Annotated in this window: 26 protein-coding genes; 15 read left to right on the plus strand and 11 right to left on the minus strand. The window is 34.3% G+C overall.

The window, feature by feature from the left end; genetic code table 11:
* Positions 1-5: 5 nt before the first annotated feature.
* The 10 genes from EG358_RS11925 to hisIE all read left to right on the plus strand — a co-directional run bounded on the left by EG358_RS11925 (position 6) and on the right by hisIE (position 9,120).
* On the plus strand, positions 6-680 hold the full coding sequence (locus EG358_RS11925) for a glycosyltransferase family 32 protein (RefSeq protein WP_076558367.1): 675 nt from the start codon (positions 6-8) through the stop codon (positions 678-680).
* Positions 664-1,764, plus strand: a complete 1,101-nt coding sequence (locus EG358_RS11930) for a glycosyltransferase family 4 protein (RefSeq protein ID WP_076558370.1) — start codon at positions 664-666, stop codon at positions 1,762-1,764. Before EG358_RS11925 ends, EG358_RS11930 begins: the two co-directional genes overlap by 17 nt.
* Before the next feature lie 252 nt (positions 1,765-2,016).
* Positions 2,017-2,874, plus strand: coding sequence for an ATP phosphoribosyltransferase (gene hisG, locus EG358_RS11935; RefSeq protein ID WP_076558372.1), 858 nt, complete (start codon positions 2,017-2,019; stop codon positions 2,872-2,874).
* A 1-nt stretch (position 2,875) separates the two neighbouring features.
* Positions 2,876-4,150 (plus strand): histidinol dehydrogenase, encoded by a 1,275-nt coding sequence (gene hisD, locus EG358_RS11940; protein WP_076558374.1) that lies wholly within the window; start codon positions 2,876-2,878, stop codon positions 4,148-4,150.
* Between the two features lie 4 nt (positions 4,151-4,154).
* On the plus strand, positions 4,155-5,189 hold the full coding sequence (gene hisC / locus EG358_RS11945; RefSeq protein ID WP_076558376.1) for a histidinol-phosphate transaminase: 1,035 nt from the start codon (positions 4,155-4,157) through the stop codon (positions 5,187-5,189).
* A gap of 61 nt (positions 5,190-5,250) precedes the next feature.
* On the plus strand, positions 5,251-6,345 hold the full coding sequence (gene hisB, locus EG358_RS11950; protein ID WP_076558378.1) for a bifunctional histidinol-phosphatase/imidazoleglycerol-phosphate dehydratase HisB: 1,095 nt from the start codon (positions 5,251-5,253) through the stop codon (positions 6,343-6,345).
* Positions 6,345-6,923: an imidazole glycerol phosphate synthase subunit HisH gene (gene hisH, locus EG358_RS11955; RefSeq protein ID WP_076558380.1), complete on the plus strand. Its 579-nt coding sequence runs from the start codon at positions 6,345-6,347 to the stop codon at positions 6,921-6,923. Before hisB ends, hisH begins: the two co-directional genes overlap by 1 nt.
* A 15-nt stretch (positions 6,924-6,938) precedes the next feature.
* Entirely contained in the window at positions 6,939-7,652 is a 714-nt protein-coding gene (gene hisA, locus EG358_RS11960) for a 1-(5-phosphoribosyl)-5-[(5-phosphoribosylamino)methylideneamino]imidazole-4-carboxamide isomerase (protein ID WP_076558382.1), read from the plus strand.
* Between the two features lie 131 nt (positions 7,653-7,783).
* A complete protein-coding gene (hisF, locus tag EG358_RS11965) occupies positions 7,784-8,536 on the plus strand; it encodes an imidazole glycerol phosphate synthase subunit HisF (protein ID WP_076558384.1) in 753 nt (250 codons plus the stop codon).
* Positions 8,533-9,120, plus strand: coding sequence for a bifunctional phosphoribosyl-AMP cyclohydrolase/phosphoribosyl-ATP diphosphatase HisIE (hisIE, locus tag EG358_RS11970; RefSeq protein ID WP_076558388.1), 588 nt, complete (start codon positions 8,533-8,535; stop codon positions 9,118-9,120). The genes hisF and hisIE overlap by 4 nt, the downstream gene beginning before the upstream one ends.
* Before the next feature lie 123 nt (positions 9,121-9,243).
* Here the strand turns inward: hisIE and EG358_RS11975 are convergent, their stop codons facing one another.
* The 11 genes from EG358_RS11975 to EG358_RS12025 all read right to left on the minus strand — a co-directional run bounded on the left by EG358_RS11975 (position 9,244) and on the right by EG358_RS12025 (position 20,822).
* Positions 9,244-10,413, minus strand: a complete 1,170-nt coding sequence (locus EG358_RS11975) for a M28 family peptidase (RefSeq protein ID WP_076558390.1) — start codon at positions 10,411-10,413, stop codon at positions 9,244-9,246.
* Positions 10,414-10,510: 97 nt separating this feature from the next.
* Positions 10,511-10,855 (minus strand): 50S ribosomal protein L20, encoded by a 345-nt coding sequence (rplT, locus tag EG358_RS11980; RefSeq protein WP_047444038.1) that lies wholly within the window; start codon positions 10,853-10,855, stop codon positions 10,511-10,513.
* 117 nt (positions 10,856-10,972) lie between these two features.
* Positions 10,973-11,170, minus strand: a complete 198-nt coding sequence (gene rpmI / locus EG358_RS11985; RefSeq protein WP_027385360.1) for a 50S ribosomal protein L35 — start codon at positions 11,168-11,170, stop codon at positions 10,973-10,975.
* Between the two features lie 374 nt (positions 11,171-11,544).
* Positions 11,545-12,045: a translation initiation factor IF-3 gene (gene infC, locus EG358_RS11990; protein ID WP_115596428.1), complete on the minus strand. Its 501-nt coding sequence runs from the start codon at positions 12,043-12,045 to the stop codon at positions 11,545-11,547.
* 139 nt (positions 12,046-12,184) lie between these two features.
* On the minus strand, positions 12,185-14,122 hold the full coding sequence (thrS, locus tag EG358_RS11995; RefSeq protein ID WP_076558396.1) for a threonine--tRNA ligase: 1,938 nt from the start codon (positions 14,120-14,122) through the stop codon (positions 12,185-12,187).
* A 305-nt stretch (positions 14,123-14,427) separates the two neighbouring features.
* The gene (locus EG358_RS12000; RefSeq protein ID WP_076558398.1) at positions 14,428-14,613 is read right to left on the minus strand and encodes a hypothetical protein; all 186 of its coding nucleotides are present in this window, start codon (positions 14,611-14,613) and stop codon (positions 14,428-14,430) included.
* Positions 14,614-14,625: 12 nt separating this feature from the next.
* The gene (locus EG358_RS12005; protein WP_076558401.1) at positions 14,626-15,231 is read right to left on the minus strand and encodes a DUF4230 domain-containing protein; all 606 of its coding nucleotides are present in this window, start codon (positions 15,229-15,231) and stop codon (positions 14,626-14,628) included.
* The gene (locus EG358_RS12010; RefSeq protein WP_228421270.1) at positions 15,228-15,824 is read right to left on the minus strand and encodes a TlpA family protein disulfide reductase; all 597 of its coding nucleotides are present in this window, start codon (positions 15,822-15,824) and stop codon (positions 15,228-15,230) included. Before EG358_RS12010 ends, EG358_RS12005 begins: the two co-directional genes overlap by 4 nt.
* 26 nt (positions 15,825-15,850) lie before the next feature.
* Positions 15,851-16,318, minus strand: coding sequence for a pyrophosphohydrolase domain-containing protein (locus EG358_RS12015; protein WP_076558403.1), 468 nt, complete (start codon positions 16,316-16,318; stop codon positions 15,851-15,853).
* Between the two features lie 212 nt (positions 16,319-16,530).
* Positions 16,531-19,461 carry a zinc-dependent metalloprotease gene (locus tag EG358_RS12020; protein WP_076558405.1) on the minus strand — a complete coding sequence of 977 codons (2,931 nt, stop codon included), beginning with the start codon at positions 19,459-19,461 and terminating at the stop codon, positions 16,531-16,533.
* A gap of 221 nt (positions 19,462-19,682) precedes the next feature.
* Positions 19,683-20,822 (minus strand): acyl-CoA dehydrogenase family protein, encoded by a 1,140-nt coding sequence (locus tag EG358_RS12025; protein ID WP_076558408.1) that lies wholly within the window; start codon positions 20,820-20,822, stop codon positions 19,683-19,685.
* Between the two features lie 192 nt (positions 20,823-21,014).
* On the opposite strand from EG358_RS12025, the gene EG358_RS12030 reads away from it, so the two are divergent.
* The 5 genes from EG358_RS12030 (at position 21,015) to EG358_RS12050 (ending at position 25,525) form a co-directional block, all read left to right on the plus strand.
* Positions 21,015-22,880 carry an endonuclease gene (locus EG358_RS12030; protein WP_076558410.1) on the plus strand — a complete coding sequence of 622 codons (1,866 nt, stop codon included), beginning with the start codon at positions 21,015-21,017 and terminating at the stop codon, positions 22,878-22,880.
* A gap of 153 nt (positions 22,881-23,033) precedes the next feature.
* A complete protein-coding gene (locus EG358_RS12035) occupies positions 23,034-23,639 on the plus strand; it encodes a SatD family protein (RefSeq protein ID WP_076558412.1) in 606 nt (201 codons plus the stop codon).
* A 2-nt stretch (positions 23,640-23,641) separates the two neighbouring features.
* Entirely contained in the window at positions 23,642-24,337 is a 696-nt protein-coding gene (locus EG358_RS12040) for a DUF3307 domain-containing protein (RefSeq protein WP_076558414.1), read from the plus strand.
* A 68-nt stretch (positions 24,338-24,405) separates the two neighbouring features.
* Entirely contained in the window at positions 24,406-25,128 is a 723-nt protein-coding gene (purC, locus tag EG358_RS12045) for a phosphoribosylaminoimidazolesuccinocarboxamide synthase (RefSeq protein WP_076558416.1), read from the plus strand.
* 37 nt (positions 25,129-25,165) lie between these two features.
* Positions 25,166-25,525 (plus strand): four helix bundle protein, encoded by a 360-nt coding sequence (locus EG358_RS12050; RefSeq protein ID WP_076558418.1) that lies wholly within the window; start codon positions 25,166-25,168, stop codon positions 25,523-25,525.
* Positions 25,526-25,585 lie beyond the last annotated feature (60 nt).

The raw sequence follows: 25,585 nt of genomic DNA on the forward strand, positions 1-25,585 counted from the left end.
TGCAAATGGCAATTCCTAAACAAATTTTTCAGACTTTTAAAACCGATAAGCTTCCTTGGCTTACGAAGTTTCATATCAAAAGAATGCTCAAAAAAAACCCTGAATACGAATATCATTTTTATGATGATAATCGAATTCAGACTTTTTTTAAAGATGAGTTTCCACCTGAATATTTGAAAGCTTATAACAGACTGACGATAGGAGCTGCCAAAGCAGATTTCTTCAGATATGCCATTCTTTACAAAAAAGGTGGTGTTTATTTAGATGTAGACAGCGGAATCAATAAGCCGATCAAAAAGTTTATTCGTGAAGACGATGTAGCTCTTGTGACGGATGAAATTCCACAAACTTATTACGTACAATGGGGTCTTGCATATGCTGCAGGACACCCATTTTTACAGAGAACATTAGAAATGATTATGGATAATATCAAAAACAATCCATATCCTCATAATGTACATAAAACGACTGGCCCAACCGTTTATACAGACGCTGTGAGAGCATGTTTAGAGGAAGATCCCACAATTCCGCATCGATTTATGGGACCGCATTATGACAATAATATGCAGTTTAAATATAAGCTGGGTAAATTCTTCCTTTACAGTGATAAATCTGAACACTGGAAAAGAAAACAGCTCACCCAAAACATCATAAAACCTGAGAATGAAGATAGCATTTGATGCCAAACGTTTTTTTCATAATACTTCAGGATTAGGGAATTATTCGAGAGATTTAGTTAGAATTCTGTCTAAATATTATCCTGAAAATCAATACTTATTACTCAACAAAAACAAATCTGAAAGAGGTTCCGATATTGTAGAAAACTCCGATGTTACCTTTGTAGAAACCTCTAAAGGAACGATGTCTCGCCAGTTTAAAATGGGAAAAGATGCGCAAAAAGAAGGTGCAGATATTTTCCATGGATTATCAGGAGAATTACCTTTACAATGGGATAAAAAACCCATCAAAAAAATCGTCACAATTCACGATTTGATATTCGTAAGATATCCTCAATATTATTCTTTTTTTGACAGAAAAATCCATCTTTGGAAATTCAAAAAAGCGGCAAATACTGCAGATAAGATCATTGCGATTTCGGAGCAGACAAAAAGAGATATTATTCAATTTTTAAAAGTCTCTGAAAGTAAAATCGAAGTGATTTATCAAGGTTGTCATCAAGCTTTTAAAGAAGAACAATCCGAGGAATTTATTAAGAAAACCAAAAAAAAATTTAATCTTCCGGAACGGTTTATTTTAAATGTAGGAACGATTGAAGAACGTAAAAATCTTTTTAGCATTATTAAAGCAATAAAAGACACCACAATTCCTTTGGTTGTTGTTGGAAAGAAAACGAAGTATTTTCAAAAAATAAAGCATTTTATTGAGAAAAATAAAATGGAGGGACAAATTCATTTTTTGGAAGGAGTTTCAATGGATGAATTAGCAGCAATTTACAAGCTGGCAGATATTTTTGTTTACCCAAGCTTTTTTGAAGGATTTGGAATTCCCGTAATCGAAGCTCTTTTTTCAAAAACGGTTACGATTACAAGCAATACAAGCTGCCTTCCTGAAGCTGGAGGCCCGGATTCAGTTTACATCGATCCAAAAAATCATCTGGATATTCAATCAAAAATAAAATTTTTGTGGGATAGCGAATCTGAGAGAAAACGCCGTTCTGATAAAGGATTTGAGTTCGTTCAGAAGTTCAATGACGAGCCCATTGCGCATCAGCTGATGAGTCTCTATCAAAAAAATATTTCTTAAAATTCTTGTGGAATTAAAAATTAGTTCTACATTTGTACCACAATATTCAAAGAAATATGAAACTGAATTTTTTAACAGTACATCATTATCATCATCTCTGCTAAGACGGAATTGATTGATATGCAACACAGTTAAAAATCAAAAAATAATTAAACCGTCTGAGTAAACAGACGGTTTTTTGTTTCTAAATTCTTTCACGGTAATTTATTTCAGATAATCAGTTTTTATTTACTCAGACTCAATAAAATTGAAATGAGTACATTAAAAATTGCCATACAAAAAAGCGGACGGCTTTATGAAGAATCTCTTCAGCTTCTCAAAGATTGCGGAATCCTCATCAACAACGGAAAAGACCAACTGAAAGTTTCTGTAGATAATTTCCCAATGGAAATCATGTATCTGCGAAATTCTGATATTCCCCAATATCTGGAAGATGGCGTAGTTGATATTGCTATTGTCGGCGAAAACCTCTTGGTCGAAAAACAGAAAAATATTGAAATTATCCAAAGTTTAGGATTTTCAAAATGCCGGGTTTCTTTAGCCATTCCTAAGGAAATTGAAACCGATGATATCACTTACTTCCAGGATAAAAGAATTGCAACTTCTTATCCCAATACTCTCAATAATTTTCTTTTAAAAAATAATATTTCTGCAGACATACACGTCATTTCCGGTTCAGTAGAAATTGCTCCAAATATCGGTCTTGCCGATGGAATCTGTGATATTGTAAGCTCCGGAAGTACTTTATTTAAAAATGGTTTAAGAGAAACTGTTACTATTTTAAAATCTGAAGCTGTTCTGGCTAAAACATCATTATTAAGTAATGATAAACAAAGTATTTTAGAAAAATTTCTGTTCAGAATTCAGTCTGTTTTAAGGGCAAAAAATTCTAAATATATTTTGATGAATGTTCCGAATGATAAGATTGCGGAAATCTCAAATATTCTTCCGGTCTTAAAAAGTCCTACCGTCATTCCTTTGGCAGAAAAGAATTGGAGCAGCATTCATTCCGTAATTGATGCAGAGCGGTTTTGGGAAGTTATAGATGAGCTGAAAGAAAAGGGAGCCCAAGATATTTTAATAATTCCAATCGATAAAATGGTCATATAATATGAAAATTAATAAATATCCTCAAAAAGAAATCTGGCCAGAATTGGTAAAACGGCCAATTATAAAAAGAGAAGAAATTACAGAAATTATTGCTGAAATTTTTTCAAAAGTTAAAGAAAATGGTGATCAGGCATTAATTGATCTTAATAAAAAATTTGATAAGGCTGAAATTAAAAATATCAATGTTTCTGAAGAAGAAATAGATAATGCAAAAGGTGTAATAAGCAGTGAATTAAAAAATGCAATTCAACAGGCAAAAGAAAATATTACAAAATTTCACGCTTCGCAAATTACCAAAATTGAGAAAATTGAAACTACAAAAGGAGTCATTTGCTGGCGAGAAAACAGAGCTATCGAAAAAGTTGGAATCTATATTCCGGGAGGAACAGCGCCTTTATTTTCTACGGTTTTAATGCTGGCAATTACCGCTCAATTGGCTGGTTGTAAAGAAATTATTTTGTGCACTCCGCCCGATAAAAATGGAAATATCAATCCAGCGATTCTTTATACTGCTCAACTTTGTGGAGTAAAAAAAATATTTAAAACCGGCGGTGCACAAGCTATTGCGGCAATGACTTTTGGTACAGAATCGGTTCCCAAAGTCTATAAAATTTTCGGTCCCGGAAACCAATTTGTTGTCGCAGCAAAAGATTTTGCTCAAAAATACAATGTAGCGATTGATATGCCTGCAGGACCAAGTGAAGTTTTGATAATTGCTGATGAAAAGGCGATACCAGAATATTGCGCTGCAGATTTGCTTTCTCAGGCAGAGCACGGAAGTGACAGCCAGGTGATTTTTATTTCAACAGATTTAAGGATTTTAAATGAAACGATTGAGGAATTGAAAAAACAAATTAAAGAGCTTCCCAGAAATGAGTTCGCTCAACAATCATTGAATAACAGCCATTTTATTTTATTGAATTCTGTTGATGAAGCTTTAGAATTCAGCAATTTGTATGCTCCTGAACATTTGATTTTAGCCATAGAAAATTTCGAAAACTATATCGATAAAATACAAAATGCCGGTTCTGTTTTTCTCGGAAATTACTCATGTGAAAGTGCCGGAGATTATGCGAGCGGAACCAATCATACGCTTCCAACTAATGGATTTGCAAAAAATTACAGCGGAGTTTCTTTAGACAGTTTTGTCAAAAAAATTACGTTTCAGAATTTGTCACAGGAAGGGTTACAAAATTTAGGTAAAACAATAGAGATCATGGCCGAAGCTGAAGGTCTTCTGGCACACAAAAATGCAGTATCAATAAGATTAAAATAAAAATATGACAACATTAAATATTAAAAAACTCGTTAGAAAAAATATATTGGAACTCAAACCGTACATTAGTTTCAGGGATAATAATCAATTTAAAAATCCTGTATTGCTGGACGCAAACGAAAGTCCTTTCGGCGAATATCATCGTTATCCTGATTCTACACACAAAAAAATAAGAGATAAAATAGCAGATTTTAAAAATATATATCCAAATCAAATTGCGATAGGAAATGGCAGTGATGAACTGATTGATTTAATCATCAAAATATTTTGTGAACCAAAAAAAGATTCTGTTTTAGTGATGAATCCTTCATTCGCGATGTACGGATTTTATGCAGCGATTAACGAAAATGAAGTTATATCGCTCAACCTTGATGAAAATTTTGAGATTAAAAAAGAAGATTTTCTACAAACCGTTAAAGATAATCAGCCAAAGGTCTTATTTCTCTGTTCGCCAAATAATCCCACAGGAAATTCGATCCGTGATCTTGAGTTTTACATTAAAAATTTCAATGGAATTGTGGTTGTTGACGAAGCATATATCGAGTTTTCTAACCAGAAATCGTGTCTTGAACTTATTAATAATTATCCTAATCTGATTGTCTTGCAAACCTTCTCAAAAGCGTGGGGTTTGGCTGGAGCAAGAGTTGGAGTTGCTTATTCTTCAGAAGAAATCACTTCTCTATTTTACACGGTTAAATCACCATTTAACGTTAATAATCTGAGCCAGAACTTGGTTTTAGAAATATTAGATCAGGTAGAAGATTTTCAGAATAATTTAAATAAAATCTTAGAAGAACGAGACTGGCTAAACGATCAGCTTACCCATATTGAATGTATTACAAAAGTATATCCGACTGATGCGAATTTCTTCTTGATTGAGTTTAAAGATGTAGAGAACGTTTACGCCAAACTGTTGGAAAATGAAATTTTGACAAGCAAAAGAAGTCCTCAAATCCCAAATTGTATCAGAATTAATGTAGGGAATAGAGAAGAAAATATTCAATTGATTAACGTTTTAAATCAATGCGAAACCTTATAGGTTTTTAAAACCTATAAGGTTTAATAGAGTTTCAAAATAATAAATTTACAATTATTTAAAAATGAAAAAAGTATTATTTATAGATCGAGACGGAACTTTAATTATTGAGCCACCGACCGATTTTCAGGTTGATTCTTTGGAAAAACTAGAATTTTATCCCGGTGTTTTTCAAAATTTATCAAAAATCGTAAAAGAATTAGATTACGAATTGGTAATGGTTACCAATCAAGACTGTTTGGGAACTGAAAGCTTTCCTTTTGAAAATTTCACAAAACCACATGAAAAGATGTTAAAAGCTTTTGAAAATGAAGGCATTGTTTTCAGTGACATTTTGATCGATAAAAGTTTTGAAAATGAAAATTCGCCTAATCGAAAACCCGAAATTGGAATGCTTGGAAAATATATCTACGGAGATTATGATTTAAAAAATTCTTTTGTGATCGGCGATCGATTGACTGATATTCAGTTGGCAAAAAACTTAGGTTCAAAAGCTATTTTCATCAGTGAATTAGAAAATCAAAATTCAGAACTAACAACAAAAAATTGGAATGAGATCTACCAATATTTAAAACAAATTCCAAGAAAAGCTAATGTTTTCAGAAATACAAATGAAACCGAAATTGAAATTGAAGTCAATCTCGATGGAAGCGGAAATTCCGAAATCTCAACAGGTCTTCATTTTTTTGACCATATGCTTGAACAAATATCAAAACACGGTAATTTAGATCTGAAAATTAAAGTAAAAGGAGATTTGCAGGTTGATGAGCATCATACAATCGAAGATACAGGTCTCGTTTTAGGCAAAGCTTTCGTTAAGGCTTTAGGTAAGAAAAAAGGAATTGAAAGATATGGTTTTTTGCTTCCGATGGATGATTGCCTTTCTCAGATTGCCATTGATTTTGGCGGACGGCCTTGGTTGGTTTGGAATGTTAATTTTAAAAGAGAAAAAATTGGTGATGTACCGACAGAAATGTTTGAGCACTTTTTCAAATCTTTTTCAGATACCGCAAAATGCAATTTGAATATCAAGTCTGAAGGAGAAAATGAGCACCACAAAATAGAATCGATTTTCAAAGCATTTGCAAAAACTATAAAAATGGCGGTAAAACAAACGGATCAAAACTATAATTTACCATCCACAAAAGGAAGTTTATAATGATAGCAATTTTAAAATACAACGGCGGAAACGTAAGTTCTGTACAAAATGCATTGAACAGATTAGGAGCAGAATCTATCATTACGGATGATTTTGAATTGATAAAAAAAGCCGATAAAGTAATTTTTCCGGGAGTTGGAGAGGCATCTTCAACAATGAAAATTTTAAAGGAAAAAGGATTAGACCAGTTAATTCCAAGTTTGAAGCAGCCTGTTTTGGGAATCTGTCTTGGAATGCAGTTAATGTGTAAAAATAATGAAGAAGGAAATACAGTCGGAATGGGAATTTTTGATTGTAATGTAAAAAAGTTTCCGTCGCTTGACCTTGTTCCGCACATGGGTTGGAACACGGTTTTAGATTTAAAATCTCCATTATTTTCGGAGATTTCGGAGGAAGATGATCTGTATTTTGTTCACAGTTTTTATTGCGAGTTATCAGAAAATACAACTTCGGTTTGTGATTACATTTTGCCTTTCAGTGCATCGTTGCAGAAAGATAATTTTTTTGCTACTCAATTTCATCCTGAAAAATCAGGAAAAGTAGGAAACAAAATGCTAGAAAATTTCTTAAAAATCTAAATAAAACTATTAAAAATGAAAATAATTCCCGCCATAGATATTATTGATGGAAAGTGTGTAAGACTGTCAAAAGGAGATTACAACACAAAGAAAATCTATAATGAAAATCCGTTGGAAATTGCCAAAGAATTTGAAGATTGTGGAATCAGATTTTTGCATGTGGTAGATTTGGACGGTGCAAAATCAAAACATATTGTTAATCAAAAAGTGCTGGAAACTTTAGCTAGTAAAACATCTTTGCACATTGATTTCGGTGGAGGACTAAAAAGCGAAAAAGATATCGAAACAGCTTTTAATTGTGGCGCAAAACAAATTACAATCGGAAGTATTGCCGTTCAAAATCCTGAGTTTTGTTTTCAACTCATCAAAAAATATGGTGCAGAAAAGATAATTCTCGGAGCTGATTGTGAAAATAAAAAAATAAAAACTTCAGGGTGGCTGGAAGAAAGCAATCAAGATGTTATTGATTTTATTCTTAATTATCAGAAAAATGGAATTAAAAATGTGATTTGCACCGATATTTCAAAAGATGGAATGTTGCAAGGAGCCTCAGAAGATTTGTACGCAGAAATTTTAGATAAAACAAATACTAAACTTATTGCAAGTGGCGGAATTTCCTGCATTGAAGATGTTTGTAAAATGAAAGAAATAGGTTGCAGCGGAACCATTATCGGAAAAGCGATTTATGAAGGAAATATTTCACTAAAACAATTGGAAAGTTTTATTTAACCACAAAAGTTTTTACAAAAATTAATCTTCACGAAAGTCCCAAAGGGACGATTTAGTAAAGGATAGGATGAAGTCCTATCAAAAAATATAATTCAAAAAATTGTGTATTTGCATCATATCAATAAAATAAAATGCTTAAAAAAAGAATAATCCCATGTCTGGATATAAAAGACGGAACTACCGTAAAAGGAATCAACTTTGAAGGTTTAAGAAATGCCGGAAACCCAATAGTTTTAGCCAAAAAATATGAAAATGAAGGAGCTGACGAATTGGTTTTTCTCGACATTACCGCCACAATTGAAGAACGGAAAACATTTGTTGAACTCGTTAAAAATATTGCCAAAGAACTCAGTATTCCATTTACAGTTGGGGGCGGAATTTCTTCTGTTGAAGATGTAAGAAAATTACTGGAAGCCGGAGCAGATAAAATCAGCATTAATTCGTCTGCAGTGAAAAATCCGTGTTTGATTTCTGACTTAGCTAGAGAATTTGGCAGTCAGTGCATTGTCGTTGCCATTGATACAAAACTGATAAATGATACCGATTGGGTTTTTGTAAAAGGTGGAAGAGAAATAACTGATTTAAAAACTTTAGATTGGGCAAAAAGAACCGAAGAATTGGGTGCAGGCGAAATTCTTTTAACCTCAATGAATGGAGACGGAACTAAAAACGGCTTTGATTTGAGACTTACAAAACTGATTTCAGATGCTGTAAATATTCCGGTGATTGCCTCTGGCGGCGCCGGAAAAACCGAAGATTTTAAAAATGTATTTAATCAGACCAAAGCAACGGGAGCTTTGGCTGCAAGCGTTTTCCATTTTGGTGAAATTAGAATTGATGATTTAAAAAACGAATTGAAAAATAAAAATATTAATGTAAGATGAAAATAGATTTTAGTAAAACAAATGGTCTTGTTCCGGTAATTATTCAGGATGAAAGAACTTTGCAGGTTTTAATGTTGGGCTATATGAATGAAGAGGCTTTTAGCAAAACAAAAGAAGAAGGAATTGTCACTTTTTTCAGTCGTTCAAAAAACAGATTATGGACAAAAGGTGAGGAGTCAGGAAACTTTTTAAGCGTAAAAAATATTGAAGTAGATTGTGATCAGGATACGATCCTAATTAAAGTTATTCCCACAAATACCGTTTGTCATACCGGAAGTTTCAGCTGTTTTGGAGAAAAAGATAGCAAAGGATTTTTGTATGAGCTTGAAGAAAAAATAAGCCAGCGAATTGATGATAAGATTCAAGACTCTTATACTTATTCTTTGTACCAGAAAGGGATTAATAAAGTTGCTCAAAAAGTAGGAGAAGAGGCTGTAGAATTGGTAATAGAAGCAAAAGATGATAATGAAAATCTGTTTAAAAATGAAGCTGCCGATTTACTATATCACTTTTTAATTTTACTGAAAGCTAAAAATATACATTTAGCAGATATTGAAGAAATACTTTTGGACAGAAATAAATAATTATTATCAAGCTACAAACTTATTGTTTAGATTGCAACCTATTTATCTTTTGCCACGAATACACTAATATTATCAAAGAAAATATAAATATTTGTGTATTCGTGGCTTATAAATTTTATCATTTTATTTTTCGATAATTACTTTCTTGGTAACCGTTTCACCTTCAGATTTTACAGTACATAGATAAACCCCGCTTGATAGTTTTGAAACGTTAATAGTCGTCTCATTTTCGTGGGTTGAAATGAGCCTGCCATTCATATCTTTTATTTCAAAATTGAAATTCTTAACTTCTTTCGGAATTTCAACATTCAAAATATCTTTTGCCGGATTAGGATAAATTTTAATAGATTCCAGTTTACTTTGAGAACTTTCATTAGTTCCTAAAACTGAAGTCGCCACTGCAAAGTGCTGTAAAGCTCCTACCGCAGCCTTTCCTACATTGAAAACATACGTTGGGTCTACATTGGCAAAAGTATCATTAGCGGTATGTTCATTTTGGCTCTGTGGAGTTTCGTAGAAACCGGTAATAATATCTCCTTTCCCTTCAAATGGAACATAATCTGATGAATATGCATTAGACATTACAGTCTGTAAAGGAGAATATAGCGTCGTACACGTTGCCAATTGTTGCGTAAAAGATAAAGATGCAGCGTTATTTCCCGGTAAACCCGACTGATCACTTTCACATTTTATCGAATTACTCGGGGCAGAAAATTTACCTCCAACCTGATCAATATTGAAAACCAATCTCAGATCTAGCTGACGTACACCATTCTGAAAAACCACATTATTTACATAGTGATAACTACCCAAAAGTCCCTGTTCTTCGCCTGAGAAATGAATAAACTTTATAGAATATTCGGTCGGAATATCTTTTAAAATTCTGGCAGCTTCCAGCAAAATAGATGTTCCGCTGCCATTGTCACTAACTCCTGGGCCAACAATCGTATCGTAGTGACCGCAAATAATGACATACGTATTTGGATAAACAGTTCCTGTTTTTGTAATAACTAAATTTTTTGTGGTATTTCCGTTTACCGTAAAACTATCTTCAGTAATTTGACTTTGCGCATAACCGTAGGTTTGGTATTTAGTTTTAAGCCAGTCCAAAGTATTATTATTTGCTGTAGAACCAGAAGTTTTTACACCAAATGATGCAAATTCCTGCAGTAGTGATGTGATATTAGCTTGCGTTACCTGGTTGGCTCTTGCTTGATAAGCCTGAATGAAATTTTGAGCCTGAACACTATAAGATGCTAATGAAAATAATAGAAGAGTAGTTAATTTTTTCACTTTTAATAAGATACTTTAATAATCTAGCAAATGTAGATAATAAAAAAATCCCGAGCAAAAAACCCGGGATTTAATATTGATAACAAAAAATTTTACATTATTTTACTTGATCTACAACTGCTTTGAAAGCTTCAGGATAGTTCATCGCTAAATCAGCTAAAACTTTTCTGTTTAATTCAATGTTGTTCTTTTTAAGAGCTCCCATAAACTGAGAGTAAGACATTCCGTGCTCTCTAGCTCCTGCGTTGATACGCATGATCCAAAGTGATCTGAAGTTTCTCTTTTTCTCTTTTCTTCCACGGTAAGCATATTGCATTGCTTTTTGTACCGCGTTTTTAGCAACAGTCCAAACGTTCTTTCTTCTACCGAAAAAACCTTTAGCTTGTTTCATTAATTTTTTTCTGCGAGCTCTAGAAGCTACTGCATTTACTGATCTTGGCATAATTTAAATTGTTTTTTTGAAAAGGGCGGCAACATATGTTACTCTTAGTGGCACCGTTTCAGGGTTAAAATGTTGAATTTGTTTGAATTCTTATAAACCGAATAGGATTTATAAAAACTACTTAATTGCTAATTGACGTTTAACGCTTTTTTCGTCCACTTTAGCTACGTAAGAAGTAGTAGTAAGATTTCTCTTCTGCTTAGTTTCTTTCTTAGTTAAGATGTGGCTTTTGTAAGCGTTTTTTCTTTTGATCTTTCCAGAACCGGTAAGAGCAAAACGTTTCTTAGCACCTGATTTCGTTTTTAATTTTGGCATTGTTTGCTTTTTTATGTTTTTGTTATCAATATCGTTTCAAATGTACCACTGTAACAGTTTATCAATTTACCAATAATTGTTACATTGGTAAATTATTAGATTGTTACATTGATTGGGGCGTGTCCCTCACTCACTCATTCCGCTTCGCTGCATTCACTCATTAGGGTCGGGCTCTTCATTGCAAGTCCTCGCTCCGCCGCATTTTCCGGTCTTGCTGTGGGCTTTTCATTACGATCCCTCACGCAGATAATTGGTGTGCAAAATTACGAAAAATAATAATACGAAAAGAGACTTTCAAAGAAAATCTCTTTTATATATCGTAAACCAAAAATATCAAAGTCTGAAAACTCCAAATATTTTGGTGTAATTATGTATTATTTAGCTGGTTTCTTAGGACTCATCATCATAATCATTCTTTTACCTTCAAGTTTTGGTAACTGGTCTACTTTTCCAACGTGCTCCAATTCCTGAGCCAGTTTTAAAAGTAAAATTTCTCCTTGGTCTTTAAAGATAATAGAACGGCCTTTGAAAAATACGTAGGTTTTCAATTTTGAACCTTCTTCCAAAAACTTTTCAGCATGTTTTTTCTTAAAATCATAATCGTGCTCGTCAGTCTGAGGTCCGAAACGGATCTCTTTTACCACCACTTTGATTTGTTTTGCTTTAAGTTCTTTTGTTTTTTTCTTTTGCTCGTATAAAAACTTTTTATAGTCTAATATTCTTGCAATGAAAGGTTCAGCTTTATCTGAAATCACGACCAAATCTAGTTCCTGTTCCTTGGCAATTTGTCTCGCTTTGTCAATCGGGAAAATTCCCGGCTCTACGTTATCGCCCACTAAACGAAGTTCTCTTACGCGAATCTTATCGTTTATCATGTGTAAGTCCTCTTGTACGGGACGTCTCTGTGGGCCTCTGTTGTTAAATCTCTGTGCTATTGTATTAAATTTTATTGGTTAATTCTATTCTAAAAAATCATTCGAACAAAATAAATTTGTTCAGAATAACAATTGGATCTTATGCTTGGTACTCAACTGCTGTTTTTGAAGCTTCTTTAAAGTAAGCTACAAAATCTTCAACACTCATTACTCCAAGATCTCCTTCTCCACGTCTTCTTACAGAAATTGTGCCATCCTTTTCTTCATTTTCGCCCACTACAATCATGAATGGAATCTTCTTCAATTCGGCATCACGGATTTTTTTACCCGTCTTTTCATTTCTGTCATCAATCAGACCGCTAATATCGTGATTTTCTAAAAGTTGTGAAACTTTTTTAGCATAATCTACATATTTTTCACTGATTGGTAATATGGTAAACTGATCTGGAGCCAGCCACAATGGGAAATCTCCGGCAGTATTTTCTAATAAGATTGCGATGAAACGTTCCATAGAACCAAACGGTGCTCTGTGAATCATCACTGGTCTGTGCTTCTCGTTATCACTTCCTATGTAAGTAAGATCGAATCTTTCAGGCAGATTATAATCAACCTGAATAGTTCCTAACTGCCATTTTCTTCCTAAAGCATCTTTCACCATGAAATCTAACTTAGGACCGTAGAATGCAGCTTCGCCATATTCTGTAACGGTATTCAGTCCTTTTTCTCTGGCTGCAGTTACGATTGCATTTTCTGCTTTTTCCCAGTTTTCATCAGTTCCGATATACTTTTCTTTGTTATCAGGATCTCTTAATGATATCTGAGCTGTAAAGTCTGCAAATCCAAGTGAGCCGAAAACATAAAGAACCAAATCAATCGTTTTCTTAAACTCATCCATCAACTGATCCGGAGTACAGAAAAGGTGTGCATCATCCTGAGTAAACCCACGAACTCTCGTTAAGCCGTGAAGTTCACCACTTTGCTCATATCTGTAAACCGTACCGAATTCTGCATATCTTTTTGGCAAATCTCTGTAGCTCCATTGTGAAGTTTTGTAAATCTCACAATGATGCGGACAGTTCATTGGCTTCAGCATAAATTCTTCCCCTTCATTCGGAGTTTTAATCGGCTGAAAGCTATCTGCTCCATATTTATCCCAGTGTCCTGAAGTTACATATAATTCTTTAGCTCCGATGTGAGGAGACATTACAAATTCGTACCCTCCTTTTTTCTGAGCATCAGAAAGGAAATTTTCCAATTTTTTTCTCAAAGCTGTACCTTTTGGTAACCAAAGTGGTAAACCCGCACCTACTTTTTCTGAGAAAGCAAAAATTCCTAATTCTTTACCTAATTTTCTGTGATCTCTTCTTTTTGCCTCTTCTAATAACTCAAGATACTCAGTCAGTTCTTTCTGTTTTGGGAAAGAAATACCGTATACTCTTGTTAACTGAGGATTTTTCTCATTTCCTCTCCAATATGCTCCTGCAGCATTTAAGATTTTCATTGCTTTCACAATTCCTGTAGTTGGAATGTGACCGCCACGACAAAGATCTGTGAAGTTATCGTGTGTCACAAAAGTGATTTCTCCATCATTAAGATTAGAAATCAATTCTACTTTGTAAGGATTGTCTGCATACGTTTTTAAAGCTTCTTCTTTAGAAACAGGATACAATGAGAACGTTGATCCTTTTTTAGCATTTTCTAAAACCTTTTTTTCGATTTTTTCAAAATCTTTTTCAGATAAAGTTTCGTCACCAAAATCTACATCATAATAAAAACCGCTTTCAATTGCAGGACCAATCGTTAACTTAGCATTAGGATAAAATTCAAGGATAGCCTGCGCCAAAAGGTGAGCAGAAGAGTGCCAGAAGGCCTTCTTACCAAGATCATCATTCCATGTCAAAAGCTGTACCTTTGAATCTGTGGTTATAGGCGTGGTAATTTCGACTTGTGTGCCGTTTACAACTGCGGAAATGGTATTTCTAGCCAATCCCTCGCTTATAGATTTTGCCACATCCAAAGGAGTCGTTGCTCCTTCAAATTCTCTGACGCTATTGTCTGGAAGTGTAATTTTTATCATTGTTTACTAAGAAATTTTAAGTTGCAAAAATACGCTTTTTTTACGTCTTTAAGAAATCGTAGAACGATAATTCACAAAAAATACAATTTATTTTAAATTTTCACGTTAACGATTCCTTTCTATAATCAAACATTGGAGTCTTATCCGATGATATGAAATCGTGAGAGTCTGCTGAAAGTTGCAGCCCGACCTGAACGAAGCTCATTTTTTGTGTGCTGAAAAATTCCGTTAAGACTACAATGTATGCAAAAAATAGCGGGAGTGGTGGGCGGAAATTGCTGCCATAAAAAAAAAACACCAAGCTTTCACTTGATGTTATCTGTTTTTCCTGACTGGTTGTTTTTAGAAGATTTTTGAACATCTTCCTTATCAACATCGGATGGATTTTGTTTTTCTGAAGAAGCCGGAATATCACGGAAGTCTTCATTTTGTTTTTTGGTTTCTGCTGAGTTAGCAGATTCTTTCTTTTTGTTATCGTCTTTTGAGTCCATAATTTTGAATTTTTAGAGTCCAAGAACACCGATTTTGCCGGTTTGATCTTCTATCTTATAATTCAAAGCCTTTGCCAAAACGAAAATACTATTAAGATTTTCCATTAATTGTTGATGACCTTCGCTTCTCAATTTGTTCTGATCTACAGATTTCACAGCTGTTTGCTTTGCTTTTTGCTGTACATTTTTGATATCTTTTTCAGAAATCCTGTTGATAAAAGAATCGTCTAACGACTGTATTTCTACACTTGGCGTAATTCTGATATCAGCATTAGGAAGTTCTCTGATAATTAATTTCTTATTAATAGAATCTACTTCTATTTTCATCTTATTCAGATCATAAGAAACCTGTGCATTGGTCTTTGTATAAGTAATAACGCTGTTACTCGTCATTTCTTTCCCTAAAAACTCATAGCCGAATTTGGTTTTCTGCATGGCGGAAAAATCCTGTTCCAAAACAACCATTTTATTCATTTTGGAGATCTGATTGGTCAGAATATAATAATCGGATTTTTCAGTTTTTTCGCTTACCTTAAAACAAGACCTGAAACTGAAAAACAGAATCAGCATCAAAAGAATGCCCGCAACAAATGGAATAATTAATTTTAGATTTCTCAATTTTCTTTTTTAAATATTTCTCTGATTACCGACTTGTCATCTTTTTTTAAGATTTCTACAAGGTCTCTTTCTACGTAACCTGTCGTCGGCATTTCTATCATTCTTCCAATTTCCTTGCCATATTTTTCGACAATAATTGTAGGAACTTTAGAAACATTATATTTTACTTCATCACCTGTAGGAGATTCTTTTTTACGGTTAACCGCAATGATCGTCAATCTGTTGTCGGGATATTTTACCTCATCCAAAATTTTCATCAATCTCGGAAAATCTCTATGACTGTCTTCACACCAGGTTCCGATAAAAACAATCAGATTATAAGAATTGATATTATTTTTTTTCAGTTCTCCAACAGCTTTTTGATCTAAAGCGTATTCATTAAATTCTTTTGTATACCATTCTGAATACGGCTCTTTCACAAACTGATCCTTAAGTTGGTGTCCCAAAAGCATTTTTCCGTCATTGGTTGTTTCCACCTCTCTGTTTACTACGACTTTCTGAGCATTATACTGCTGCATAGCCAAAGTAAGAACTGAAAAGGTAAAAATATTGGTGATGATTTTTTTGCAAATCATATTTCTATTATTTTTCATTGTATTTGTGAATCTTTTATTTCATATTAATTTTCGATAATTTTTTTTAAGTCAGCAGGCGAGTAGTATTTATTTTTCAATACTTTATGGTCTGCTTTTCTGTAGACATTGAATTTTTCTCCGGATTTTTCATAGAAAGATTCGACATCTTTTGCTGCATAAAATTCTACTGTTTCATTTGCCTGTTCTTCATTATCGCAAGCTTTAGACATATTAGAACGCTGCACTTCGTTGAATAATTCTACAAACTTGTCACCCAATCCGAATTCTAAAACCGCGCCACTCAAAACATACTGCAAATCACACAAAGCATCAGCAATTTCTACAATATCGTTATCGGCAATAGCTTGTTTTAATTCATTTAATTCTTCCTGCAAAAGTTCAACTCTCAAATTACATCTTTCTTGAGAAGGAATTTGTGGAGTATCTAAAATAGGGGCTTTAAAAGTGGTGTGGAATTCTGCTACTTGGTTCAGGCTGTCAATTTTATCCATGAAATTTTTTATTTAGGGCAAATATAAAAATTAGGAATGAGAAAATATGATTGATTGAGGTTTAAATTAACGTACTCAATAAAGTTGCGAGATACGAGATAGGATTAATACGAGTTTTAAATCTCGAAACCCGAAACTCGAAATCCTAAATAAAAAAAAGGCCGCCCGTTTCCGAGCAGCCTAAAAAGATCTAAAGTTTAATTGAGAGGAAGTTAGTTTTTAATAAATCGCTTAGAAACTTCGCCCACCTGAATTACGTAAGCACCTTTTACAAGACCGCTTACATTCACTGAGCCTCCTTTGAGTTTTCCTGAATTGATTAGTTTTCCACCCATATCGAAGATTTTATAATCTTCACTATTTGTATTTGAAACATTTAAAATGTCTCTTGCAGGATTTGGATACAATTTAATATCCGTCATGAGATCTTTCGTGTCAAAATCTTCACCTCTTCCGGATGAAACAATATTTAAAGTATAATCTTCAACCTGTCCGTAAGTATAAGAACCGCAAGAAGATGAAGGAACAGAACTGTATTGCATCATTACCCTCATTCTCGTATTACCAAGAGTTGCTGTTGACGGAATTGTAATTGATCCTGTTACCGGACTTGTCTGTGAACCTGTTTTCGTCCAGGCCAATTCTCCACTATCTGTAAAGTCACCATCTTTATTGTAATCAATGTAAACTGCATAAGCTTCGTTATATTTAGTTGAAGTCCAAACCGGAGTTACAGAAATCGTATAAGCTGAACCTCGTGTAACATTGGTGGAAACTGAAGTAAAGTTTTCGTAACCAGAAGTTCCTGTTGAAGTATTATTAATCGTTCCGAATTTTACATTCCCGATTCTTTCATCCGATGTATTGGTTGATGTTGCCGAACAATAAGTAACCGAGCTTCCAGCAAGAGTTGTCACAGAAACTGTATTGCTTGAAACAGAATTATTTCCTGCCGCATCTTTAGCTTTAACGGTAAAACTGTACGTCGTAGAAGGCGTTAAACTTGTTACGGTATAAGAAGTAGAAGTTGTAGAACCAACCAATGAAGCACCCTGATAAACATCATAACCTGTTACAGCAACATTATCTGTAGCGCCCGACCAAGAAAGATTCGTGCTTGAAGAAGTAGTTCCTGAAGCTGCTAAAGTTGGAGCCGTCGGTGGAGTAGTATCAGAAGTTCCTGAACCTGCATTTACCGTAATATTTGCATTGTTTACATCAAAGAAAATATGATTTGAACCCTTTACCATAATTCTTCCTGTAGTCGTAGACGAATTTGGAATAACTACCGCCTGAGAACCATCGTTTGGAGTTCCTGAAAGTAGAGTCGTCCATGTATTTCCGCTGTCTGTAGACCAAAGAATATCTACGTTTGCAGCATTTACGCCGTTTGCTGTAGTTCCGGCAACATTCCAGGTTATTGTTTGAGAAGTTCCTCCCGAATAAGTTGTTGCTGTATTTTGAGAACTTACACTGAATGGACCTGCAGTTCCGTTAACAGTAATTACCGCATCATCAGAATTATTTCCAGAACCTCCAGCTCTGTTATCACGAACTGTGAATCTAAAATTATAAGTTCTTGCAACGTTTGATAATGCTTCAACAGTAATTTCTGAGCCAGCTGTTGTTGTCGCACCCGTTAAAACAGAAGCCATTCTTGGGAAATATCTTGTAGGAGTTGTTTGTGGAGTCCACGATCTGAACGTTGGCCCTGTTGCTTTTGTAGCACTTGCCGCTGAACTCGCTCCGGTTTGAGAAGAAGATGCATTATTCATCTGTTCCCAGATATAAGTAAGAGCATCTCCGTTTGCATCAGTTCCAGCACCGGTTAGCATAAATGGAGTTCCTTTCGGAATGGTATAATCTGCACCTGCATTTGCTGTTGGTACTGAGTTTCCTGTACTCGTACTTGTAGGACAGGTTTTAGCCTTAATATTATCTGTAATCTGCTGAATACTTACTGCATGAAAAAAAGAATCTGAGTGCGCCTGAATATCCTGACTTGTAATTCCAGCATATCCCATAATAGTCGATCCGGAACCAGGTTCCATATTAACTCCGGTTCCTTCATTACTCATTGAGAATGTATGATTTCCACCAAACTGATGACCCAATTCGTGAGCTACATAATCGATATCAAAATTATCTCCCGAAGGGATTGCATCTGCCGGAGAAGTATAACCACTTCCTTTTGATCCGTTCACACAAACACAGCCGATGCAGCCTGCATTTCCGCCACCTCCGGAAGCTCCGAATAAATGCCCAACATCGTAATTAGCTTCACCAATTACTGAAGTTAAGGTCGATTGAAGCTGAGAATTCCAGCTGCTCATTCCTGAAGCTGCAGAATAAGGATCCGTAGAAGCGCTGGTGTAAATTACAGCGTCATTATTGGCAATTAAGACCATTCTCGCCGAAAAGTCTTTTTCAAAAACTCCGTTTACACGGGTCATTGTATTGTTCATTGCCGCTAAAGCAAGTGCTTTTGTCCCTCCAAAATAGGTCGTGTATTCTCCTGTGGAAGACAAAGCTAATCTGAATGTTCGTAGTTTTGCATCATCTGCATTGGGTCTTGCTGCAAGATTATCTGTGCTCGAAATTCCTTTCTGAGCAACATCAATTACTGTACATTCAAACTTATTAAGATCATCTTTTTTGTCCGATTTTCTGTAAACGACATAGGTTGAAAGATCTTTTGTATAAGGCTCAATAAAAACCGCAGACTTATCACCGTAAATTTCCATAGAAGATAAACCCAATGGAGAAATACTGAAATACACTGTAGAATTTGAATCTCCCAGACCTTCACCAACGTAAGATTTGATATCCGGATACTTCGCAGCCAATTGAGGATCGAAATTGGAATTTTCCCTTACTTTGAAATGTTCCAATTTGCCATCAGAATTTGGGAAAGAAATGATAATGTCTGATTTTTCGCCAACAGCCAATCTTTTTGGAGCTTTTGCCAAAGCATTTTTCAATCCGTCAATATCTAAACTATAGATCTTCGGATTGTTGATTGTTGATTTGTTTTCAAAAATTTCTGAATTTGTTTTTTTAGAACTTTCAGACCAAAGACGGTCTGTCTGAGCGAATGAAATGCCTGAAACCAGCATTCCAATCACCAATAGTTGTTTTTTCATATATTATCTATTTTGATTTTGGAATATCAAAGCTAATAAAAATTATATTATGAAAAACAAAATTATTTAAGAAAATTTTAGATATTTAATTTAATAAATTATGCAATGCATTGAATAAACAATATATCATTATGAAAATACTTACATAAAATAAAAATAGCACACGTAAATTACGTATGCTATTCCTTTATATTAATTTTAAGGTAAATTAACCCAAAAAATTATTTTGTGATATCTCTACCGATAACCATTCTCTGAATTTCTGAAGTACCTTCACCAATCGTACAAAGCTTAGAATCTCTGTAGTATTTCTCAGCCGGGAAATCTTTTGTATACCCGTAACCTCCAAAAATCTGAACTGCATTGTTAGAAATTCTAACACATGCCTCAGAAGCATACAATTTTGCCATTGCCCCTTCTTTTGTCATTTTCTGTTTTGCATTTTTCAGCGTAGAAGCTCTCTGGATCAATAATTCTGCTGCATCAATTTCTGTTGCCATATCAGCCAACATAAAGTTGATCGCCTGGAATTCTGAAATAGATTTTCCGAACTGTTTTCTTTCTTTAGCATATTTTAATGCCGCTTTATAAGCTCCTCTTGCAGTTCCTAAACTTAACGCAGCAATAGAAATTCTACCACCGTCAAGAATTTTCATCGCCTGTTTGAAACCTTCACCAACTTCACCTAAACGATTCGCATCTGAAACACGAACGTTGTCAAAAATAAGTTCTGCCGTTTCTGAAGCTCTCATCCCAAGTTTGTTTTCTTTTTTACCTGAAGTAAAACCAGCCATTCCTTTTTCTAAAACGAAAGCAGTAGAATTATTTTTAGCTCCAATTTCTCCAGTTCTAGTCATTACAACAGCGATATCACCAGAAATTGCATGAGTGATAAAGTTTTTAGCTCCGTTGATTATCCACTCGTCACCATCTTTTACAGCTGTAGTAGACATCCCTCCAGAATCTGATCCTGTATTGTGCTCTGTAAGCCCCCAAGCTCCTATTACTTTACCGGTAGCTAACTGTGGAAGCCATTTGTTTCTTTGTTCTTCATTTCCAAATTCATAGATATGATTGGTACACAATGAATTGTGTGCCGCAACTGATAATCCAATTGAAGGATCTACCTGAGAAATTTCATCCAGAATAGCAACATATTCGTGATAGCCAAGACCAGAACCACCATATTCTTCAGGAATCACAATTCCCATAAATCCCATGTCACCTAACTGGTGAAATAGCTCTTTAGGAAAAGTCTGACTTTCGTCCCACTCCATAATATTGGGTCTGATATTCTTTTCAGCAAATTCCTTTGCTGTTTCCGCGATCATTTTGATGTTGTTAATCGTTTCTGTGTTCATATTACATGTATAGTTATGTCCCAAAGATACTTAAATTGCCGAAATACGAAAATATTTTGTTTTGAAGATAAGTTGCAGCAAATAAGTAATTAATTGTCAGTAAATTAAATTTAAATTGTTAATAATATATTAATCTCAGTAATTAGCATTCCGCATGTTTATTTCTTACTTTAGCTATCCAATTTTTCACCCATGAAAAAACTTTTACTACCTATATTTTTTATATCTGTTTACGTTTCAGCACAAATTCCGGCGGGATATTATGATGGAACAACAGGATTGACAGGTTATGCTTTAAAATCTAAGCTTCATGAAATTACTGCAACAAAAAATGTCAACTGGGGTTACAGTGACTTGCCTAATTTGTACAATCAAACCGATTTAGATCAATATTATGATCACGGATCTAGTAACACAACAGTTTTACTGGACATGTATTCCGAAATCCCGACAGGTCCGGACGCCTACGAATATACTTCTGCAAACCTGATCAGTACGTCAGGCGCCGAGGGGCTAGGGTACAACAGAGAACATGCCGTACCACAAAGCACTTTTAACAGTAATTATCCGATGTATTCAGACTTGCATTTTGTCATTCCTACAGATGCAAGGATCAATCAGTTGAGAAACAATTACCCTTACGGAATTGGGAACTCCACCATTCACTATACTTTTAGCAATACATCAAAAATTGCCAACAGCGCTATTCCGAATTATGTATATACCAATAGGGTTTATGAGCCAATAAATGAATTTAAAGGAGATATTGCAAGAATGCTGCTCTATTTTGCAGTGAGATACGAAAGCAAATTGCCGGTATTTAATTATTCCACTAATATTAATCCTGCGATAGATCGTTCGCCGTTTGACGGAACAGCAGAGCGTGCATTTGATCCTGCTTACATTTCGATGCTTATTCAGTGGCATACGCAAGACCCGGTTTCTCAGAGAGAAATCAATAGAAACAATGCGGTATATGCTATTCAGAATAACAGAAACCCCTTTATTGACAACCCGCAATGGGTTAATGCAATTTGGGTACAGACTCCAGACGCAGTCGCGCCACAACCTCCTGCCAATTTAACTATTACACAATCCGGTGCTTATTATACAAACATTGCATGGTCGCCAAGCGCTAGTACAGACGTCATAGGATATCATGTTTATCAGAATGGCGTTTTTTTAGCAACTACAAAATCAACATCTCTTGTTATTGATCATTTAAATCCTGCAACATCCTACTTATTTACTGTGCGAGCTTATGATCAGGGTTATCTACAATCTACAGACAGCAATACTGCAACTGTATCTACTCTTGCAACAGATTCAAATTCTAAAGATCTTTTAATTACAAAATATATTGAAGGAACAGACAATAATAAAGCTTTGGAGATCTTAAATAAAACCGGTCATGAAGTTAATTTAAACAATTACAGTATCAAAACACAGTATTATAACAGCATAACGGATTCCTATTATTTCGCAGGGAGTTTTGAACTTGAAGGCAAAATTCAGAATAACGAAAGTTTTATCATCCTCAATCCAAAATCTGCGCTGTCATGCGTTACAAACAGTGATGCTTTATTTCTTACTGCAGGAGAAGCTTTAACTTTTACCGGAACTCAATATGTAGAGTTAGCCTATAATTCGGCGACAATTGATGCTATAGGAAGTAAATTTGCAAGCAACACCAATGCAAACATCTCTCTGTATAGAAAAAATACTGTTACTCAGCCAACTTCAACTTTCAATAGTAATGAATGGGATTCTTATGCAAGCAATTACTGCCAAAATCTAGGTACATTAACTACTTCTGAAGCCGAATTATTTGTTAAAAAAGAGTTTAAAATCTATCCGAATCCGGTTCATGAAAACATTTTTGTAAGTGGAAAAACTGAAAATGTTCAGAATGCTCAAATTCTAGATTATTCAGGGCAATTAATTTATAGCGAGAAAACGCCATTTAAAAACAAGAAAAATATTTCTGTACAGAATTTAAAAACTGGTTCTTACTTGTTGAAACTTGACGATAAAGCTTATCAGTTTATTAAGAAGTAGGATTAAATTTAAATACAAACTGTACAACTTCGTTCAACTTTGAGCGAAGTTTTTTGTTTATAAAATTTATAAGCAAAAAAGCTAATATTTATTACTTATAATCAAATCTGCTTATATTTTTTATTTATAAGTAATAATGATTATATTTGCAAAATGATAGCGGTCATTACCGGTGATATTATAAATTCACAGCATGCAGATACTGAAGTTTGGATTACCAAGCTTAAAAATCTTCTCGACAAGTGGGGAAGTGCTCCTGAAACATGGGAAATCTACAGAGGCGACGAATTTCAATTTAAATGTAATATCGATGATGTTTTTTGGCATTTCTTAGCTATCAAATCTCTTATAAAAAGTCAGGAAAATTTAGATGTAAGAATTGCGATTGGAATTGGAGAAGAAAGTTTTTCATCCGAAAAAATTACCGAATCCAACGGTTCCGCTTACGTGAATTCCGGAAGATTATTGAATGATCTGAAGAGTGATGGCGACACCGTTTCCATTAAAACTTCCAACGATCCTATAGACCGTGATCTCAATATTTTATTAAAATGGGCATCCAAAGATTTTGATAATTGGACGATGGCAACTGCCGAAATTATCCACGAAATGATAATGAATCAAGATTATACACAAGAAGATCTTGCCAAAAAATTTACCATTTCACAGTCCTCAATCAGCCAAAGGCTGAAGCGTGCAAACTACGAACTGATCGTAGAAACCAATCATTATTTTAAAAAGAAAATTTCAGAACTGTAAGCATGATTTTTATTCAACTCATATTGGCACATTTACTCGGAGATTTTATTCTTCAGCCAAATTCTTGGGTTGCAGATAAAGAGAACCGTAAACTGAAAAGTTCATATTTATATTTTCATGTGCTTATTCACACTGTTTTAAGTTTTATTTTCCTTTGGGATCTTAAACTTTGGTGGGTAGCAGTTTTAGTGGGAATCACTCATTTCATTATTGATGCCTGTAAACTTAGTTTTCAGAATATTCAGACAAAAAAGGCGTGGTTCTTTATAGATCAGGCTCTTCATGTAGCTGTTATCGGAGGAATTTCTCTTTATTTCAGTGAATTTAATTTTGAATTTCTAAAAGATCAGGAATTTTTGAAAATTTTAATGGCTGCTTTGTTTTTAACATCGCCAGCTTCAATTTTTATTAAACTATTGTTATCATCTTGGACTCCCGTGAGCGAAGGAGAAAATAATTTGCAAAGCGAATCTTTATCGAGTGCCGGAAAATACATCGGGATTTTAGAACGGTTATTGGTTTTCGCATTTATTGTAGTCAATCATTGGGAAGGAGTTGGTTTTATGGTCGCTGCAAAATCTGTTTTCAGATTCAGTGATCTCGCACAGGCAAAACAAAGAAAACTGACAGAATATGTATTGATCGGTACACTATTAAGTTTTGGAACTGCTGTTATAGCAGGAATTTTAATTAAGTAAAAGTATATAAATCTAATTAACTGAAAACCTTTGATTCAAGGTTTTCTAAAGTAAAAAAAGTAAAAATTATGAGTCAAAAGCTAGAAATGCTGTATGAAGGTAAAGCAAAACAAGTATTTGCAACCGAAAATCCTGAAGAAGTTGTGGTACGTTTCAAAGACGATGCAACAGCGTTTAATGCTCAAAAAAGAGGATCTGTAGATTTAAAAGGTGAAATGAACAATGCCATCACCACTCTTATTTTTGAATATTTAAATGAAAAAGGAATTAGAACTCATTTCATCAAACAACTAGACGAAAGAGAGCAATTGGTAAAAAAAGTATCAATTATTCCTTTGGAAATGGTCGTAAGAAACTATTCTGCAGGAAGCATGGCTCAGAGATTAGGAGTTGAGGAAGGAATTAAATCTCCGGTTACCATCTTCGATATCTGCTACAAAAAAGACGAATTGGGAGATCCACTAATCAACGATCACCATGCAGTTTTCTTGGGTGCAGCTACTTATGAAGAACTAAACGAAATGTATGCATTGACAGGAAAAATCAACGAAATTCTGATCGATCTTTTCGACAAAATGAATATTATTTTGGTTGATTTCAAAATAGAATTAGGAAAAACTTCAGACGGAGAGATCATTCTTGCTGACGAAATTTCTCCTGATACATGCAGACTTTGGGACAAAGACACGATGAAGAAGTTGGATAAAGACAGATTCAGAAGAGATCTTGGTGAGGTTACCGAAGCTTATGTTGAGATCTACAATAGATTGAAAACTTTACTTAATAAGTAAAGTTTGAGAAGTTAGAAGTTAGATATTAGAATTTAGTATGAAATCGCACCGAATTGAAGATTTGAAAGTTTGGAGTAAATCAATGGCTTTAGTAAAAGAAGTTTATCTGGTTACTGCCGAATTGCCAAATGAAGAAAAGTTTGGCTTACTTTCTCAAATCAGAAGATGTGCAGTTTCGATACCTTCCAATATTGCAGAAGGAGCAGGAAGAAATAATAAGAACGAATTTTATCAATTTCTTGGAATTGCGTTTGGTTCTACTTACGAATTACAAACTCAGTTACAATTATTAATAGATTTAAATTTTATTTCCGAAACTAAAATAGTTCCTTTAAAAGAACTTTTAGCTGAGATACAGAAAATGATTTATTCATTGAAGACAAGTTTAAAAATATAATTGAAGTTAACTTAGACTAATTTCTAACATCTAATATCTAACTTCTAATTTAGAAAAAAT

Source organism: Chryseobacterium indoltheticum (genome assembly GCF_003815915.1).
Taxonomy (GTDB): Bacteria; Bacteroidota; Bacteroidia; order Flavobacteriales; family Weeksellaceae; genus Chryseobacterium; species Chryseobacterium indoltheticum.

Excerpts from the sequence above, each read along its gene's own strand:
- EG358_RS11925 (WP_076558367.1), top strand. The coding sequence starts at position 6 with ATGGCAATTCCTAAACAAATTTTTCAGACTTTTAAAACCGATAAGCTT.
- EG358_RS11930 (WP_076558370.1), top strand. The coding sequence starts at position 664 with ATGAAGATAGCATTTGATGCCAAACGTTTTTTTCATAATACTTCAGGA.
- hisG (WP_076558372.1), top strand. The coding sequence starts at position 2,017 with ATGAGTACATTAAAAATTGCCATACAAAAAAGCGGACGGCTTTATGAA.
- hisD (WP_076558374.1), top strand. The coding sequence starts at position 2,876 with ATGAAAATTAATAAATATCCTCAAAAAGAAATCTGGCCAGAATTGGTA.
- hisC (WP_076558376.1), top strand. The coding sequence starts at position 4,155 with ATGACAACATTAAATATTAAAAAACTCGTTAGAAAAAATATATTGGAA.
- hisB (WP_076558378.1), top strand. The coding sequence starts at position 5,251 with ATGAAAAAAGTATTATTTATAGATCGAGACGGAACTTTAATTATTGAG.
- hisH (WP_076558380.1), top strand. The coding sequence starts at position 6,345 with ATGATAGCAATTTTAAAATACAACGGCGGAAACGTAAGTTCTGTACAA.
- hisA (WP_076558382.1), top strand. The coding sequence starts at position 6,939 with ATGAAAATAATTCCCGCCATAGATATTATTGATGGAAAGTGTGTAAGA.
- hisF (WP_076558384.1), top strand. The coding sequence starts at position 7,784 with ATGCTTAAAAAAAGAATAATCCCATGTCTGGATATAAAAGACGGAACT.
- hisIE (WP_076558388.1), top strand. The coding sequence starts at position 8,533 with ATGAAAATAGATTTTAGTAAAACAAATGGTCTTGTTCCGGTAATTATT.
- rplT (WP_047444038.1), bottom strand. The coding sequence starts at position 10,855 with ATGCCAAGATCAGTAAATGCAGTAGCTTCTAGAGCTCGCAGAAAAAAA.
- rpmI (WP_027385360.1), bottom strand. The coding sequence starts at position 11,170 with ATGCCAAAATTAAAAACGAAATCAGGTGCTAAGAAACGTTTTGCTCTT.
- infC (WP_115596428.1), bottom strand. The coding sequence starts at position 12,045 with ATGATAAACGATAAGATTCGCGTAAGAGAACTTCGTTTAGTGGGCGAT.
- thrS (WP_076558396.1), bottom strand. The coding sequence starts at position 14,122 with ATGATAAAAATTACACTTCCAGACAATAGCGTCAGAGAATTTGAAGGA.
- EG358_RS12000 (WP_076558398.1), bottom strand. The coding sequence starts at position 14,613 with ATGGACTCAAAAGACGATAACAAAAAGAAAGAATCTGCTAACTCAGCA.
- EG358_RS12010 (WP_228421270.1), bottom strand. The coding sequence starts at position 15,824 with ATGAAAAATAATAGAAATATGATTTGCAAAAAAATCATCACCAATATT.
- EG358_RS12015 (WP_076558403.1), bottom strand. The coding sequence starts at position 16,318 with ATGGATAAAATTGACAGCCTGAACCAAGTAGCAGAATTCCACACCACT.
- EG358_RS12020 (WP_076558405.1), bottom strand. The coding sequence starts at position 19,461 with ATGAAAAAACAACTATTGGTGATTGGAATGCTGGTTTCAGGCATTTCA.
- EG358_RS12025 (WP_076558408.1), bottom strand. The coding sequence starts at position 20,822 with ATGAACACAGAAACGATTAACAACATCAAAATGATCGCGGAAACAGCA.
- EG358_RS12030 (WP_076558410.1), top strand. The coding sequence starts at position 21,015 with ATGAAAAAACTTTTACTACCTATATTTTTTATATCTGTTTACGTTTCA.
- EG358_RS12035 (WP_076558412.1), top strand. The coding sequence starts at position 23,034 with ATGATAGCGGTCATTACCGGTGATATTATAAATTCACAGCATGCAGAT.
- EG358_RS12040 (WP_076558414.1), top strand. The coding sequence starts at position 23,642 with ATGATTTTTATTCAACTCATATTGGCACATTTACTCGGAGATTTTATT.
- purC (WP_076558416.1), top strand. The coding sequence starts at position 24,406 with ATGAGTCAAAAGCTAGAAATGCTGTATGAAGGTAAAGCAAAACAAGTA.
- EG358_RS12050 (WP_076558418.1), top strand. The coding sequence starts at position 25,166 with ATGAAATCGCACCGAATTGAAGATTTGAAAGTTTGGAGTAAATCAATG.